The sequence below is a fragment of the Streptomyces sp. NPDC001493 genome (assembly GCF_053597235.1).
Window position 1 is genome coordinate 25,938 of sequence record NZ_JBSFHV010000026.1, and the last position, 13,868, is coordinate 39,805.

12 protein-coding genes and 1 pseudogene are annotated in these 13,868 nt (G+C 71.3%); 6 read left to right on the forward strand and 7 right to left on the reverse strand.

The features are described 5' to 3' along the window. Positions 1 to 488: 488 nt before the first annotated feature. Entirely contained in the window at positions 489 to 2,156 is a 1,668-nt protein-coding gene (locus ACWCWD_RS29745) for a fumarate hydratase (RefSeq protein WP_450777504.1), read from the reverse strand. A gap of 217 nt (positions 2,157 to 2,373) precedes the next feature. Here ACWCWD_RS29745 and ACWCWD_RS29750 point away from each other — a divergent pair, with 217 nt between their 5' ends. Further along, complete coding sequence (locus tag ACWCWD_RS29750; RefSeq protein WP_450777506.1) at positions 2,374 to 3,069, forward strand: DUF1707 SHOCT-like domain-containing protein; 696 nt, start codon at positions 2,374 to 2,376, stop codon at positions 3,067 to 3,069. A gap of 264 nt (positions 3,070 to 3,333) precedes the next feature. Beyond that, positions 3,334 to 3,708 carry a WhiB family transcriptional regulator gene (locus ACWCWD_RS29755; protein ID WP_450777508.1) on the forward strand — a complete coding sequence of 125 codons (375 nt, stop codon included), beginning with the start codon at positions 3,334 to 3,336 and terminating at the stop codon, positions 3,706 to 3,708. An 84-nt stretch (positions 3,709 to 3,792) separates the two neighbouring features. Here ACWCWD_RS29755 and glpX read toward each other — a convergent pair whose 3' ends face one another. After that, positions 3,793 to 4,824 carry a class II fructose-bisphosphatase gene (glpX, locus tag ACWCWD_RS29760; RefSeq protein ID WP_450777510.1) on the reverse strand — a complete coding sequence of 344 codons (1,032 nt, stop codon included), beginning with the start codon at positions 4,822 to 4,824 and terminating at the stop codon, positions 3,793 to 3,795. 156 nt (positions 4,825 to 4,980) lie between these two features. Between glpX and ACWCWD_RS29765 the strand changes: the two genes are divergently transcribed. Continuing rightward, positions 4,981 to 5,499 carry a DUF4245 domain-containing protein gene (locus tag ACWCWD_RS29765; RefSeq protein ID WP_450777512.1) on the forward strand — a complete coding sequence of 173 codons (519 nt, stop codon included), beginning with the start codon at positions 4,981 to 4,983 and terminating at the stop codon, positions 5,497 to 5,499. A 168-nt stretch (positions 5,500 to 5,667) separates the two neighbouring features. Here ACWCWD_RS29765 and ACWCWD_RS29770 read toward each other — a convergent pair whose 3' ends face one another. From ACWCWD_RS29770 to ACWCWD_RS29785, 4 genes are all read right to left on the reverse strand, one after another. Further along, positions 5,668 to 6,258, reverse strand: a complete 591-nt coding sequence (locus ACWCWD_RS29770) for a malonic semialdehyde reductase (protein WP_327177745.1) — start codon at positions 6,256 to 6,258, stop codon at positions 5,668 to 5,670. 175 nt (positions 6,259 to 6,433) lie between these two features. Continuing rightward, positions 6,434 to 6,676, reverse strand: a complete 243-nt coding sequence (locus ACWCWD_RS29775; RefSeq protein WP_450777514.1) for an exodeoxyribonuclease VII small subunit — start codon at positions 6,674 to 6,676, stop codon at positions 6,434 to 6,436. Between the two features lie 105 nt (positions 6,677 to 6,781). After that, positions 6,782 to 7,993: an exodeoxyribonuclease VII large subunit gene (gene xseA / locus ACWCWD_RS29780; protein WP_450777516.1), complete on the reverse strand. Its 1,212-nt coding sequence runs from the start codon at positions 7,991 to 7,993 to the stop codon at positions 6,782 to 6,784. 96 nt (positions 7,994 to 8,089) lie between these two features. Then, complete coding sequence (locus ACWCWD_RS29785) at positions 8,090 to 9,490, reverse strand: APC family permease (RefSeq protein ID WP_450777518.1); 1,401 nt, start codon at positions 9,488 to 9,490, stop codon at positions 8,090 to 8,092. A gap of 121 nt (positions 9,491 to 9,611) precedes the next feature. Here ACWCWD_RS29785 and ACWCWD_RS29790 point away from each other — a divergent pair, with 121 nt between their 5' ends. Both ACWCWD_RS29790 and ppgK read left to right on the forward strand, forming a co-directional pair. Continuing rightward, positions 9,612 to 10,601 (forward strand): 4-hydroxy-3-methylbut-2-enyl diphosphate reductase, encoded by a 990-nt coding sequence (locus ACWCWD_RS29790; protein WP_450777520.1) that lies wholly within the window; start codon positions 9,612 to 9,614, stop codon positions 10,599 to 10,601. A gap of 178 nt (positions 10,602 to 10,779) precedes the next feature. Beyond that, positions 10,780 to 11,523 carry a polyphosphate--glucose phosphotransferase gene (gene ppgK / locus ACWCWD_RS29795; protein WP_450777522.1) on the forward strand — a complete coding sequence of 248 codons (744 nt, stop codon included), beginning with the start codon at positions 10,780 to 10,782 and terminating at the stop codon, positions 11,521 to 11,523. Positions 11,524 to 11,917: 394 nt separating this feature from the next. Here ppgK and ACWCWD_RS29800 read toward each other — a convergent pair. Continuing rightward, positions 11,918 to 12,458, reverse strand: a pseudogene (locus tag ACWCWD_RS29800) (DUF6542 domain-containing protein); the annotation flags it as partial. 281 nt (positions 12,459 to 12,739) lie between these two features. On the opposite strand from ACWCWD_RS29800, the gene ychF reads away from it, so the two are divergent. Beyond that, positions 12,740 to 13,828: a redox-regulated ATPase YchF gene (gene ychF, locus ACWCWD_RS29805; RefSeq protein ID WP_450777524.1), complete on the forward strand. Its 1,089-nt coding sequence runs from the start codon at positions 12,740 to 12,742 to the stop codon at positions 13,826 to 13,828. Positions 13,829 to 13,868 lie beyond the last annotated feature (40 nt).

The following is a 13,868-nucleotide window of genomic DNA, read 5'->3' on the forward strand; positions in this document are numbered from 1 at the left end:
GCGGGGGACACCTGCCCACCGGCACCGGGCGCCGGGCCGAATTCGCTGTCCGCGCGCGCCGGATGCGCTCTCACGGGGGCCGCACCACGGGGCGGGGGACGACGCCCGCGCACCACCGGTCCGCCGCCCCGGGAAGAGCGGCCGTCACCTGGCGCCATTTCGCGAAATTGGCTTGATTTCGACGGTGCGCTCGGGAGTGGCCCGCGGGCGCCCCGGAGCGCTCGGAGGGTGCGCGCGCGGGGGCGCGGGCGGGGGCGCGCGGGCGGCTCCGCACAACGCGCAGGGGCGCCCCGGCCGGATGTCACCGACCGGAACGCCCCTGGGGGCCTCCGCGTACGTCGCGACGCGTACGGAGGTCGCGACGCGTACGGAGGTCGCGATGCGTACGGAGGTCGCGATGCGTACGGAGGTCGCGATGCGTACGGATCAGGCTCCGTGCGTCCGGCGGACGGTACGGATCAGGCTCCGCGTTCCGCGAACGGCAGGGTTCAGGCGAGGCCGGGGCCGCGCACCGGGATGCTGGTGAAGGTGGGCGCCGGGGCGGGCTCGGTGAAGAAGTCGTTGCCCTTGTCGTCCACCACGACGAACGCGGGGAAGTCCTCGACCTCGATCCGCCAGACCGCCTCCATGCCGAGCTCCTCGTACTCGACGACCTCGACCTTCTTGATGCAGTCCTGCGCCAGCCGGGCCGCCGGGCCGCCGATCGAGCCCAGGTAGAAGCCGCCGTGCGTGCCGCAGGCGTCGGTGACCTGCTTGCTCCGGTTGCCCTTCGCCAGCATCACCTTGGAGCCGCCCGCCGCCTGGAACTGCTCGACGTAGCTGTCCATCCGGCCGGCCGTCGTCGGGCCGAACGAACCGGAGGCGTACCCCTCGGGCGTCTTCGCCGGGCCCGCGTAGTAGACCGGGTGGTCCTTGAGGTACTGCGGCATCTCCTCGCCCGCGTCCAGCCGCTCCTTGATCTTGGCGTGCGCGATGTCGCGCGCCACGACCAGCGGACCGGTCAGCGAGAGACGGGTCTTGACCGGGTACTTGGTCAGCTCGGCGAGGATCTCGTCCATCGGCCGGTTGAGGTCGATCCGCACCACGTCACCGGACTCGTCGAGGTGCTCGTCGGTGGTGTCCGGCAGGAAGCGCGCCGGGTCCGTCTCCAGCTGCTCCAGGAAGACGCCCTCGGCGGTGATCTTCGCGGTCGCCTGGCGGTCGGCGGAGCAGGAGACGGCGATGGCCACCGGCAGCGAGGCGCCGTGCCGGGGGAGGCGGACCACGCGCACGTCGTGGCAGAAGTACTTGCCGCCGAACTGCGCGCCGATCCCGATCTTCTGCGTCAGCTCGAAGACCTTCTCCTCCAGCTCCTTGTCCCGGAAGCCGTGCCCGGTGGGGGAGCCCTCGCCGGGCAGCTCGTCGAGGTAGTGCGCGGAGGCGTACTTGGCGGTCTTCAGCGCGAACTCCGCCGACGTACCGCCGACCACGATCGCCAGGTGGTACGGCGGGCAGGCCGCGGTTCCCAGCGAACGGATCTTCTCCTCCAGGAACTTCATCATGGAGGCCTCGTTCAGGACGGCCTTCGTCTCCTGGTAGAGGAACGACTTGTTCGCGGAGCCGCCGCCCTTCGCCATGAAGAGGAACTTGTACGCGCCGCCGTCGGTGGCGTACAGCTCGATCTGGGCCGGGAGGTTGGAGCCGGTGTTCTTCTCCTCCCACATGGTGAGCGGAGCCATCTGCGAGTACCGCAGGTTGAGCTTGGTGTACGCGTCGAAGATGCCGTGCGACAGCGCCTCCTCGTCACCGCCCTCGGTCAGCACGTTCTGCCCGCGCTTGCCCATGACGATGGCCGTCCCGGTGTCCTGGCACATGGGCAGCACGCCGGCGGCGGCGATGTTCGCGTTCTTCAGCAGGTCCAGCGCCACGAACTTGTCGTTCGAGGACGCCTCCGGGTCGTCGATGATCCGACGCAGCTGGGCGAGGTGGGTGGGGCGCAGGTAGTGGGAGATGTCGTGCATCGCCTCGGCGGCCAGCGTGCGCAGCGCCTCGGGCGCCACCTTGAGGAACGTACGGCCGTCGGCCTCGAAGGTCGAAACGCCTTCGGAGGTCACCAGCCGGTACGGCGTGGTGTCCTCTCCCACGGGGAGCAGATCGGAGTACGCAAACTCTGCCATTTCGGCCATTCCTTACTCGGTGACAGCGGCTGACCTCCCTTGGACAGCGCACCCACCAGGGTAGAGCTCGGGAGGGGAGCCGGGTCTGTGAGGTAAGGCTCACCCCGGGGGCGGGGCGGGGGAGCCCCGTCCCGCCCGGGCCGGCCGCAGGCCGGACCGCCACGGATCACGGGACAGCCCCTAGTCGCGATCTATCGCGTTTGGGTACGCTGGGCCGGTGGACCTCGAAAAGCAGCCTCAGCAGTCCCCGCGGCCGACGGCCACGGCCGCCGCCCCGTCCTCCGGGCCCTCCGGTCTCCGCGCGTCCGACGCCGACCGCGACCGGATCGCGGACATCCTGCGGGAGGCGGTGGCCGAAGGCCGGCTGACCGCCGAGGAGCACGCGGAGCGGGTCGAACTCGTCTACCGCGCCAAGACCGTCGGCGAGCTGGAACCCCTGGTGAGCGATCTTCCCGCCGCCGGGAGTCCCGCGCCGGGGCGGGCGGCGACGAGCCCCTTCGCGTACGAGGCGGGCATCGCCTCCGCCGACGCGGAGAAGCTCGTCGCGGTCTTCAGCAGTGCGACGCGCAGGGGTCGTTGGCGGGTCGGCGGGCGCACCCACGCGTTCGCGCTCTTCGGCACGGTGGAGATCGACCTGACCGAGGCGCTGTTCGGGCAGCGGCTCACGGTCATCAACGCGACGTCGATTTTCGGCAATGTCGAAGTCAAGGTTCCGGAGAACATCACCCTGCGCGGCAGCGGCACCGGGATCTTCGCCAACTTCGAGGTGGAGAACACCGAGTCCGCCGATCCGGAGGCGCCGGTCGTCGTCGTCAACGGCTACTCCGTCTTCGGGAACGTCGAGGCCAAGCCCAAGCGGGGCAAGCTGATCGAGAATCTCCAGCGTCAGCTGCGCAAGCACCTCGGCCACTGAGCGACGGCCGCCGCACACCCGCCGCACACCCGCCGACCGGCGCGCGGCGGGGCCCGGACGGCGGCGGAGCGGCGGAGCGGCGGCGTGTGGCGGGGGTGGAGCGGCGGCGCGTGACGGGGGCGAGAGGCGCTATTCGGCCAGAGTGCGGTCCGAGCCCTCTTGCACGCCCCGTTCGGCGGTGCCACTCAGCGCATAGCTGTGCGTACAGCGGGTAAAGAATCCTGCATCGTCTCTCGCTCGCGAAGCCGTCGTCAGGAGTAGACCGTGCTGCAACTGCCTCATCAGCCCCTGCAGGTCGCCGCTGTGCCCGCTCAGCGAGCTCCCGCACGGGAAGACCAGGCGGGCCCCTGGCATTCCGAGGCGGTGTGCCGCCGGGACGAAGCCGGGCTTTTCTTCGCGCCGTCGAAGGAGCCGACAGCCGCCCGGCTGTCCCGTGAGGACGCCGCCAAGCGGGTCTGCGCCCGCTGCCCCGTCATGGTGGAGTGTCAGGAGCATGCCCTGATGCAGCCGGAGCCGTACGGGGTCTGGGGAGGTCTCACCGCCGCCGAGCGGCGGGTGGTGCTGGCCCGCCGGCGCCGGCGTGACATCGAGCTCAAGGCGGCCGCGGCCGCCAAGGGGCACATCGCCGCCGCCGGCTGATCAGCGGACGACGCGAAGGGGGCCACCCGCCCGGTGGCCCCCTTCGCGTTCCGTCGGCGCGGTGCGCTCGTCCGGATCGCGGGTCTACTGCGCCCGGTCGAAGTCGATCGCGCTGTACGCCCGCAGCTTCGACAGCCGGTGCGTGGACGAGATGGTGCGGATCGTGCCCGACTTGGACCGCATCACGATCGACTCCGTGGTGGCGGTCTCCGCCCGGTAGCGGACCCCGCGCATCAGTTCACCGTCGGTGATCCCGGTCGCCACGAAGAACACGTTGTCGCCGCGGACCAGGTCGTCCGTCGACAGCACCCGGTCCAGGTCGTGTCCGGCGTCCAGGGCCTTCTGCCGTTCGGCCTCGTCCTTCGGCCACAGCTTCCCCTGGATGACACCGCCCAGGCACTTTATGGCGCAGGCCGAGATGATGCCCTCGGGCGTGCCGCCGATGCCCATGAGCAGGTCGATGCCGGTGCCCTCGCGGGCGGCCATGATCGAACCGGCCACGTCGCCGTCCGAGATGAACTTGATCCGGGCCCCGGTGTCCCGGATCTCCTTCACGATGCCCTCGTGGCGCGGGCGGTCGAGCACGACGACGGTGACGTCCTCGGGCGAGGAGTGCTTCGCCTTCGCGACCCGCCGGATGTTGACGGCGACGGGTGCGTCGATGTCGACGAAGTCGGCGGCCTCGGGCCCGGTCACCAGCTTGTCCATGTAGAAGACGGCGGACGGGTCGAACATCGCCCCCCGGTCGGCGGCGGCCAGCACCGCGATGGCGTTGGGCATGCCCTTGGCGTTGAGCGTGGTGCCGTCGATCGGGTCCACGGCGATGTCGACCTCGGCGCCGGTGCCGTCGCCGACCCGTTCGCCGTTGAAGAGCATCGGGGCCTCGTCCTTCTCCCCTTCGCCGATGACGACCACGCCGTTCATCGAGACCGTGGAGACGAGGGTCCGCATGGCCCTCACCGCGGCTCCGTCGGCACCGATCTTGTCGCCGCGCCCGACCCAGCGGCCGGCGGCCATGGCGGCGGCCTCGGTGACCCGGACCAGTTCGAGGGCGAGGTTGCGGTCGGGGGCCTCCGGAGAGACCTCCAGCTGGGACGGCAGATGGTGCTCGGGCATCGGAGCACGCCTTTCTGTACGAAGACGACCGGAAATGAGCGCGCTTCGACTCTATCGGTAGGCCGATAGAATGAGCAGAGCGCCCCACGGATGAGCGCACGGGTGTGGGCCGGGGTCACGGGCGGCCGGTCTGGGGCCGCATGCCACCATGTATCCGTGGCAAGCAAGCGAGGCAAGCAGACAATCCGGGACATGTTCCTGTCGTTGGTGTTGATCGTCGCCGCGGCCGGCGTCATCTACGTCTTCGTTCCGCACGACGACAAGGCCGACCCGATCCAGGCCGTCGACTACCGCGTCGAACTCGCGACCGCGCGCCGCGCGGCCCCGTATCCGGTGGCCGCCCCGTCCGGGCTTCCCGACGGCTGGAAGGCGACCTCCGTCTCGTACGACGGCGCCGACGGCAGCAGCTGGCACCTGGGCTTCATCGACCCCGACGGCAGGTACGTCGCGGTGGAGCAGTCCACGACGCCCGCGAAGAAGTACGTCCCCGACGTCAGCCAGGACGCCGAGGACACCGGCCGCACCGAGACCGTGGCGGGCCAGGAGTGGCAGTACTGGAAGGGCGCGAAGTACGACGCCCTCGTGCTGAACGCCGACGGCGCCACCACGGTGGTCACCGGCTCCGCCCCCGCGAAGCAGCTGGTCGCGATGGCCACCGCGCTCACCACGTCCTGAGCCCGGCCCTCCCCGCTCCGTCCAGTCCCCTCCCCTCCCTGCTTTCCCCCGGCGCCTCCCTGCTTTCCTTCCGCGCCTACCGCTTTCCTTCGGCACCTGTCCGGAGACGCCGAGAAGCCCGGAACACCTCAGGTGTTCCGGGCTTCTCGGCGTCCGTGACCGGACCGGTCAGACGGTGGTGACGACCTCGTCGTACGACAGGCGCGGCAGGCGCGGGAACCAGGCGTCCTCGCCCGGCTTGCCGATGTTGACGACCATGAGCAGCTTGTGGTCGGCGTCCAGGAACTCCTTCTCGATGCCCGCGGCGTCGAAGCCCGTCATCGGGCCGGCGGCCAGGCCGGCGGCGCGGACGCCGACGATGAAGTAGGCGGCCTGGAGCGCGGCGTTCAGGGCGGCCGACTGCTCGCGGACCGGGCGCTCGGAGAAGAACGCGTCCTTGGCCTGCGGGAAGTGCGGCATGAGCGCCGGGAGCTCCTCGTGGAACTCGTTGTCCGCGGCGAGGATCGCGACCAGCGGCGCGGAGGAGGTCTTCGGGCGGTTGCCCTCGGCCATGTGCTCGACGAGGCGGGCGCGGCCCTCCTCGGAGCGGACCAGGACGACGCGCAGCGGCGACTGGTTGAAGGCGGTGGGGCCGTACTTGACCAGTTCGTAGATCGCCTGGATCTGCTCGTCGGTCACCGGCTCGTCGGAGAAGGTGTTGGCGGTGCGGGCCTCGGTGAAGAGGAGGGCCTGCGCGGCGGGGTCAAGGGCGAGAGACATGCGCGATCTACCTTCTGGGCGTACGGAATCGGGCGACGGGGTCACCGTAGCCGAGAGGTAGATTAACTTTCAACTAAACCGGGTGAGCAGTGATCCACGCCATAGGCCCGGTGGGGCGGTCACCCGATCCGCACGCCGGTCACGGCGGCGGTCCGGAAGCCGGCCCGCGCGCCGGTCACTCCGCCGGCGTGCCGTCCTCCGGCCCGGCCAGAGCCGCGTCGAGGCGGGCGCGGGCGCCCTCCAGCCAGTGGCGGCACACCTTCGCCAGCTCCTCGCCGCGCTCCCAGAGCGCCAGCGACTCCTCCAGCGTGGTGCCGCCCGCCTCCAGCCGGCGCACGACCTCGATCAGCTCGTCGCGCGCCTGCTCGTAACCGGGCGTGCCGGTCGCACCGGCGGTGGTCGTCCCGTCGTCCGTCATGCCGCCCACTCTATGTGCGCCCACCGACAGCGGTCCCGGACGCGGACCCGGCAGCGGACCTGGGCCGCGGGGCCCCGGGGGCCCGGCCCGGGGTGCCCGGGCGGCTCACCCCTCCACCCGTACCGCGAACTCGCCCTCCGACACCCGCGCCCGCAGCACCTCACCGGCGGCGCCGGCCTCCTCGGGGGAGCGCACCACATGGCCGTCCGCCCGCTGGAGCACCGCGTAACCGCGCTCCAGGGTCGCCGCCGGGGAGAGCGAGACCACCCGGGCCAGGGTGTGCGCGATCTCCGAGTCGGCCCGGTCCAGCAGATGCCCCAGCACCCGGCGGCCGCGCCCGGCCAGCGCCTCCACCTCGGCGGCCCGCTCGTCCACCAGCCGCTGCGGACGCTCCATCGCCGGCCGGCCGAGCGCGTGCGCCAGCCCCCGCTCCTCGCGCTCCAGCAGCCCGCGTACGCTCCGCAGCGCCCGGTCCCGCAGCTGCTGGACCCGGTCCAGCTCCTCGCCCACGTCCGGTACGACCTTCTTCGCCGCGTCCGTGGGCGTGGACGCGCGCAGGTCCGCGACCAGGTCCAGCAGCGGGGAGTCCGGCTCGTGCCCGATCGCGGACACCACCGGCGTACGGCAGGCGGCCACGGCACGGATCAGCGCCTCGTCCGAGAACGGCAGCAGGTCCTCCACGCTGCCGCCGCCGCGCGCGACGACGATCACGTCGACCTCGGGCATCGCGTCCAGCTCCTCGACCGCCTGGACCACCTGGTTGACCGCGTGGACGCCCTGCACGGCGGTGTTGCGCACCTCGAACCGCACCGCCGGCCAGCGGCGCCGCGCGTTCTCCAGCACGTCGCGCTCGGCGGCCGACGCCCGCCCGCAGACCAGCCCGATCAGCTGCGGCAGGAACGGCAGCGGCTTCTTCCGGTCCAGCGCGAAGAGTCCCTCCGAGGCGAGGGACTTCTTCAGCTGCTCCAGTCGTACCAGCAGCTCACCGATGCCGACCGGGCGTATCTCCGTCGCCCGCAGCGAGAGCTGCCCGCGCGGTGCGTACCACTCCGGCTTCGCCAGGACCACGACCCGCGCGCCCTCCGTCACCACGTCCGCGATCCGGTCGAAGACCTGCCGGAAGCAGGTCACGCTCACCGAGATGTCGTGCGCCGGGTCGCGCAGGGTCAGGAAGACGACGCCCGCGCCCGGCCGCCGCGAGAGCTGCGTGATCTGCCCCTCGACCCAGATCGCGCCGAGCCGGTCGATCCAGCCGCCGATGAGCCGGGACACCTCACCGACGGGCAGCGGGGCTTCCGCGGACGTGTTGAGAGCCATACGGGCGAGCGTAACCGCCACCGCGGACACCGGCCCCGTTCACGCACCGCGCCCGTGCAGGTACGAGGGCCGCTCCCGTGCGAGCACGAGGGCTGTTCAGGTCCCGGGCCGGGTGCCCCCGCTCCGGCCCATGGTCTCCTCGTCGGCGCCGGGGCGCCGCCCGCCCTGCACCGCGACCACCACGAGCCCCACAGCGAACCAGCAGGCGCCCACCACCTGCGCGCTCGTCGTCGCCTCCACGATCACCGCGACCAGCGCCGCCGCGCCCAGTACCGGTACCACCAGATGGCGCCACCAGCTCGGCTCGCCCTCCATCCGGCGGACCACGAACCAGCCGACCACCGACGCGTGCAGCAGCACGAACGCGGTCAGCGCGCCGATGTTCACCACCGACACCAGATGGTCGAGCCCGTCGTCGCGCCGGGCCGCCCAGACCGCCGCCACCAGCGTCACGACCGCCGCACAGAGCACCGCGGTCCTCGGCACCCCGGACTTCGCGTCGATCCGCGCAAGGAACGACGGCAGCCGCCGCTCCCGCGCCATCGCGAAGACCAGCCGCCCGGCCGCCGCCTGCCCGGCCAGCGCCGCGAACGCCGCCCCGACCGCCTTGCTCGCCGCGACCAGGTCGTGCAGCCAGGTGCCGACCGAGGCGTCCACCGCGTCGTAGAACGCCGACCCCTGCGCCGCCGGATCGGCCGCCAGCTCCGCCGAGGAGACCGGCTCCAGCAGCGCCGCCAGATAGGACTGCACCACGAACAGCAGCCCCGCCATCACCAGGCAGAACAGCACCGCCCGCGCGACCTTCGCGGACCCGCCCGTCACCTCCTCGGCGAACGAGGCGATGGCGTCGAACCCCAGATAGGAGAGGACCGCCACCGACACCGCCCCGATCACCGCCGTCGTCGAGAACCCGGAGTCACCGGTCAGCGGCGTCAGCCAGCCGCGCTGCGCACCGTCCCGTACCAGCACCACCACCGCCGACACCACGAACACCAGCAGCACCGCGATCTCCAGCGCGAGTACCGCGAAGCCGACCCGCGCCGCGGCCCGTACCCCCCACAGGTTGAGCGCCGTCGTCACCACCACCGCGATCGCCGTCCACACCCACCGCGACACCTCCGGGACCAGCGCGTTCATCGCGATCCCGGAGAAGAGGTAGGCGACCGCGGGGATCAGCAGGTAGTCGAGCATCGCCATCCACCCCGCGACGAACCCGGGCACCTCGCCGAGCCCCTTGCGGGCGTACGTGAACACCGACCCGGCCTTCGGGGCCACCCGCACCATCTGCGCGTAACTGAACGCCGTGAACGCCATCACGACCGTCGCCACGACGTAGACCAGCGCCACCGCGCCGTCCGACTTCGCGTCCAGCGTGCCGAACACGCCCACCGGGGCCATCGGGGCGATGAACAGCAGTCCGTAGACCACCAGGTCCCTGAACCCGAGCGAGCGGCGCAGTCCGCTCCGCGCGCTGCTGCCCGTATCCGTTCCCGGCATCGGCCCTCCATGGTGTCCGGCCCGGCGGCGGGCCCGCCGGCGCGGGCGGGCTCGTACCCCGGTGATCACGGCCCAGTCTCCCGACCCGGCCGATCCCGCGCCTGTTCGGTACGGCCTTACGATGGGACGCATGACTGCAACCCCTGCCCGCCGTGTCCTGCTCGCCGCTCCCCGTGGCTACTGCGCGGGCGTGGACCGTGCCGTGATCGCCGTCGAGAAGGCCCTGGAGCAGTACGGGGCCCCGGTCTACGTGCGCCACGAGATCGTGCACAACAAGTACGTCGTGCAGACCCTGGAGAAGAAGGGGGCGATCTTCGTGGAGACCACCGCGGAGGTCCCCGAGGGCTCCATCGTGATGTTCTCCGCCCACGGCGTGGCCCCGACCGTCCACGCCGAGGCCGCCGAGCGCCGGCTCGCCACGATCGACGCCACCTGCCCGCTCGTCACCAAGGTCCACAAGGAAGCCGTCCGCTTCGCCAAGGAGGACTACGACATCCTCCTGATCGGCCACGAGGGCCACGAAGAGGTCATCGGCACCAGCGGAGAGGCCCCCGACCACATCACGCTGGTCGACGGCCCCGAGGACGTCGCCAACGTCCAGGTCCGCGACGAGTCGAAGGTCGTCTGGCTCTCCCAGACCACGCTCTCGGTGGACGAGACGATGGAGACGGTCGACGCCCTCAAGAACAAGTTCCCGAACCTGCTCTCCCCGCCGAGCGACGACATCTGCTACGCCACGCAGAACCGCCAGGTCGCCGTGAAGAAGCTGGCCGAGGACGCCGAGCTGGTCATCGTCGTCGGCTCCAAGAACTCCTCCAACTCGATCCGCATGGTCGAGGTCGCCCTGGACGCCGGAGCCCCCGCCGCCCACCTGGTGGACTTCGCCTCCGAGATCGACGAGGCATGGCTGGAAGGCGTCACCACGGTCGGCCTGACCTCCGGCGCCTCCGTCCCCGACGTCCTCGTCGACGGCGTGCTGGAGTTCCTCGCCGAGCGGGGCTACGCGGACGTGGAGACGGTCAAGACGGCCGAGGAGTCGATCACCTTCTCGCTGCCCAAGGAGCTCCGCCGCGACCTGCGCGCCGAGGCCGCCGCCCTCGCCCAGCAGTAACGCTCCACCCGCGTCCGGCAGGAGCGCTCCACACGCGTCCGGCCGGAGCGGGCACACGCGTCGGCCGGAGCGGGCACACGCGTCCGGCCGGAGCGGGCACACGCGTCGGCCGGAGCGTTCTCGCACGTCCCGTCCGCTCGGGACGTGCGAGACGCCCGCTGCCCTTACCGTGGTGCCCATGGAGATCTTCGGCGTGGACATCGGCGGTTCAGGGATCAAGGGCGCTCCCGTGGACCTGGATCGTGGGGACTTGGCGCAGGAGCGCCACAAGGTGCTGACCCCGCATCCCGCGGTACCCGACGGCGTGGCCGACTGCGTGGCCGAGGTCGTCGGCCATTTCAACTGGTCCGGACCGGTCGGCATCACCTTTCCCGGTGTGGTCACCGACGGCGTCACCCGTACCGCCGCCAATGTCGACAAGGGCTGGGTCGATCTGGACGCCCGCGCGCTCCTCTCCGAGCGGCTCGGCTGTCCCGTGACGATCCTCAACGACGCGGACGCCGCGGGCGTCGCCGAGATGACCTTCGGTGCGGGCAAGGGCCGCAAGGGCACGGTCATCACGCTCACCTTCGGCACCGGCATCGGCTCCGCCGTCTTCACCGACGGCCGGCTCGTGCCCAACACCGAGCTGGGCCACCTGGAGCTGAACGGCCACGACGCGGAGAAGCACGCGTCGACCAAGGCCAAGGAAGACAACGACCTGAACTGGGAACACTGGGCGCACCGGGTACAGAAGTACCTCGCCCACGTGGAGATGCTGTTCTCGCCCGAGCTCTTCATCATCGGCGGCGGAGTGAGCCGCAAGGCGGAGAAGTTCCTGCCGCTCATCAAGCACGTACGGGCGGAGATGGTCCCGGCCCAGCTGCAGAACAACGCCGGCATCGTCGGCGCGGCCATGGCGGCCCGCGCGGCGGGGAAGTAGCGAACGTTCCGGATCCGGCCCGCCGCGCTCCCCGGACCTGGTGATTCCTGCTTCCGGATCCCTCAAGGCTGTCCCGCAGCTCCTGGCCGGTGTGCGAGGGAGTTGCGGGACAGCCTTCAGGCCTGGGGAGTACGTCGGGCCGAGCCCTGCCCGACGGGGCCACCGCGCACCCCCGGGGCGGGACGCGCCTTTTCCGGTGCCTTTTCCAGCGCCCTTTCCGGTGCCTTCTCCGGCCGGGGACGCCGGCCGGGGCGGGGCCGCTCGTCCGGGCGGGGCTCGCCCTCCGGCCGCCCGTCGGCGCCCGCGTTCCGCTCCCCGGCCTGATGTCCGGCCTGATGTCCGGCCTGATGTCCGGATCCGGCAGGCCGGAGCGCCCTGGCGGCGAGCAGCAGCTGCCGTTGCCGCATCTGCCGGACCTTGCGTACGGTCGCGATCACCCCGGCCACCAGCGTGCCCCCGTACAGCCAGCCGGCGTGCACCGCGAGCGCGGTCACGACCGCCATCAGCCGGCCACCCAGCCCGCCGTCGCCCCCGGCGACCGGCAGTACACCGACGGCGAACGCGATCGGCACGCTGATCGGCGCGGTCACCAGGTCGGCGGGCCGCACCCAGAGCGCGGTCAGCGCGCTGACCGGTACGAACAGCACCCCGTAGACGAGCGTGGACGCGTCGAACAGCAGCCACACCAGGCAGGCCAGCACGAACATCGTGGCGGCGGCGAAGAGTCCCGCGCCGATCCCGGTCAGCCGGGGGTTCGGGAATCTGCGCAGCGCCAGCACCACGGGAGGTACGTTCCGCCGGGCGCGGGGCGTGCCGACCACCCGGTAGACGGCCGAACTCTCGGCGAGAGGGGCGCCGCCGCCCTGAAGGGCCGGGGCCGCCGAGGGCTCCTGGGGCTTCCTGCGCTGCGGGGGACGAGTCCTGTGCTGCTCCACCTGGACAACGTAGGTCGCGGAACAGGGTGAATCAGGCGTTGGACACGCGCTTTGGCCGAGCTTGGGGCTGCGTTCGACGTCACACGGCCGAATGAGGACCCTGTTCGGTGCGGGGCCCCTCTCCCGGCGTACGCCCGGGCCGTGCCCCTGGCGTCGGCGCCCTCCGCCGGACCCGTGACGGCACGGTCGGCCCCGCCCGTAAACTGGAGAATCGGTCCACTGCCGGGCCCGCCCGGTACGCCCCGCCCTCCGCCCCGTCCTCACTCCAGGAAGTCGCCAACGTGTCGCTCACGATCGGAATCGTCGGTCTGCCGAATGTCGGCAAGTCGACCCTGTTCAACGCCCTGACCAAGAACGACGTACTGGCGGCCAACTACCCGTTCGCCACCATCGAGCCGAACGTCGGCGTCGTCGGCGTGCCCGACCCCCGGCTGAACACGCTCGCGGGGATCTTCAACTCGCAGAAGATCCTCCCCGCCACGGTCGACTTCGTGGACATCGCCGGAATCGTGCGCGGCGCGAGCGAGGGCGAGGGCCTGGGCAACAAGTTCCTCGCGAACATCCGTGAGTCCGACGCGATCTGCCAGGTCATCCGCGCCTTCAAGGACGAGAACGTCGTCCACGTCGACGGCAAGGTCTCGCCCAAGGACGACATCGAGACGATCAACACCGAGCTGATCCTCGCCGACCTCCAGTCCGTCGAGAAGGCCGTCCCGCGCCTCACCAAGGAGTCCCGCCTCCAGAAGGAGAAGGTCGCCGTCCTGGCCGCGGTCGAGGAGGCCCAGAAGATCCTGGAGTCCGGCCAGACCCTCTTCGCCGCCGGCATCACGGCTTCCACCGAGAAGGGCCGCCTCCTCCACGAGCTGCACCTCCTCACCACCAAGCCGTTCCTCTACGTCTTCAACGTCGACGAGGACGAGCTGGTCGACGAGGACTTCAAGAACGAGCAGCGCGCCCTGGTCGCCCCCGCCGAGGCCATCTTCCTCAACGCCAAGATCGAGTCCGAGCTCATCGAGCTGGACGACGAGGAAGCCCTGGAGCTCCTCCAGTCCATGGGCCAGGAAGAGCCCGGCCTCGCCACCCTCGGCCGCGTCGGCTTCGACACCCTGGGCCTCCAGACCTACCTCACGGCAGGCCCCAAGGAGACCCGCGCCTGGACGATCAAGAAGGGCGCCACGGCCCCCGAGGCGGCCGGTGTGATCCACACCGACTTCCAGAAGGGCTTCATCAAGGCGGAGATCATCTCCTTCGCCGACCTCGTCGAGACCGGCTCCGTCGCCGAAGCCCGCGCGAAGGGCAAGGCCCGCATGGAGGGCAAGGAGTACGTCATGCAGGACGGGGACGTGGTGGAGTTCCGCTTCAATGTGTGACGGGTGACATAACACCACGTCGCTGATCTGGCAAACATGC

Coding starts and splice junctions, on each gene's coding strand:
- ppgK (WP_450777522.1), top strand. CDS start 10,780: ATGGAGATCTTCGGCGTGGACATCGGCGGTTCAGGGATCAAGGGCGCT.
- ACWCWD_RS29775 (WP_450777514.1), bottom strand. CDS start 6,676: ATGACGGACGACGGGACGACCACCGCCGGTGCGACCGGCACGCCCGGT.
- ACWCWD_RS29790 (WP_450777520.1), top strand. CDS start 9,612: ATGGGACGCATGACTGCAACCCCTGCCCGCCGTGTCCTGCTCGCCGCT.
- ACWCWD_RS29770 (WP_327177745.1), bottom strand. CDS start 6,258: ATGTCTCTCGCCCTTGACCCCGCCGCGCAGGCCCTCCTCTTCACCGAG.
- ACWCWD_RS29785 (WP_450777518.1), bottom strand. CDS start 9,490: ATGCCGGGAACGGATACGGGCAGCAGCGCGCGGAGCGGACTGCGCCGC.
- glpX (WP_450777510.1), bottom strand. CDS start 4,824: ATGCCCGAGCACCATCTGCCGTCCCAGCTGGAGGTCTCTCCGGAGGCC.
- ACWCWD_RS29745 (WP_450777504.1), bottom strand. CDS start 2,156: ATGGCAGAGTTTGCGTACTCCGATCTGCTCCCCGTGGGAGAGGACACC.
- xseA (WP_450777516.1), bottom strand. CDS start 7,993: ATGGCTCTCAACACGTCCGCGGAAGCCCCGCTGCCCGTCGGTGAGGTG.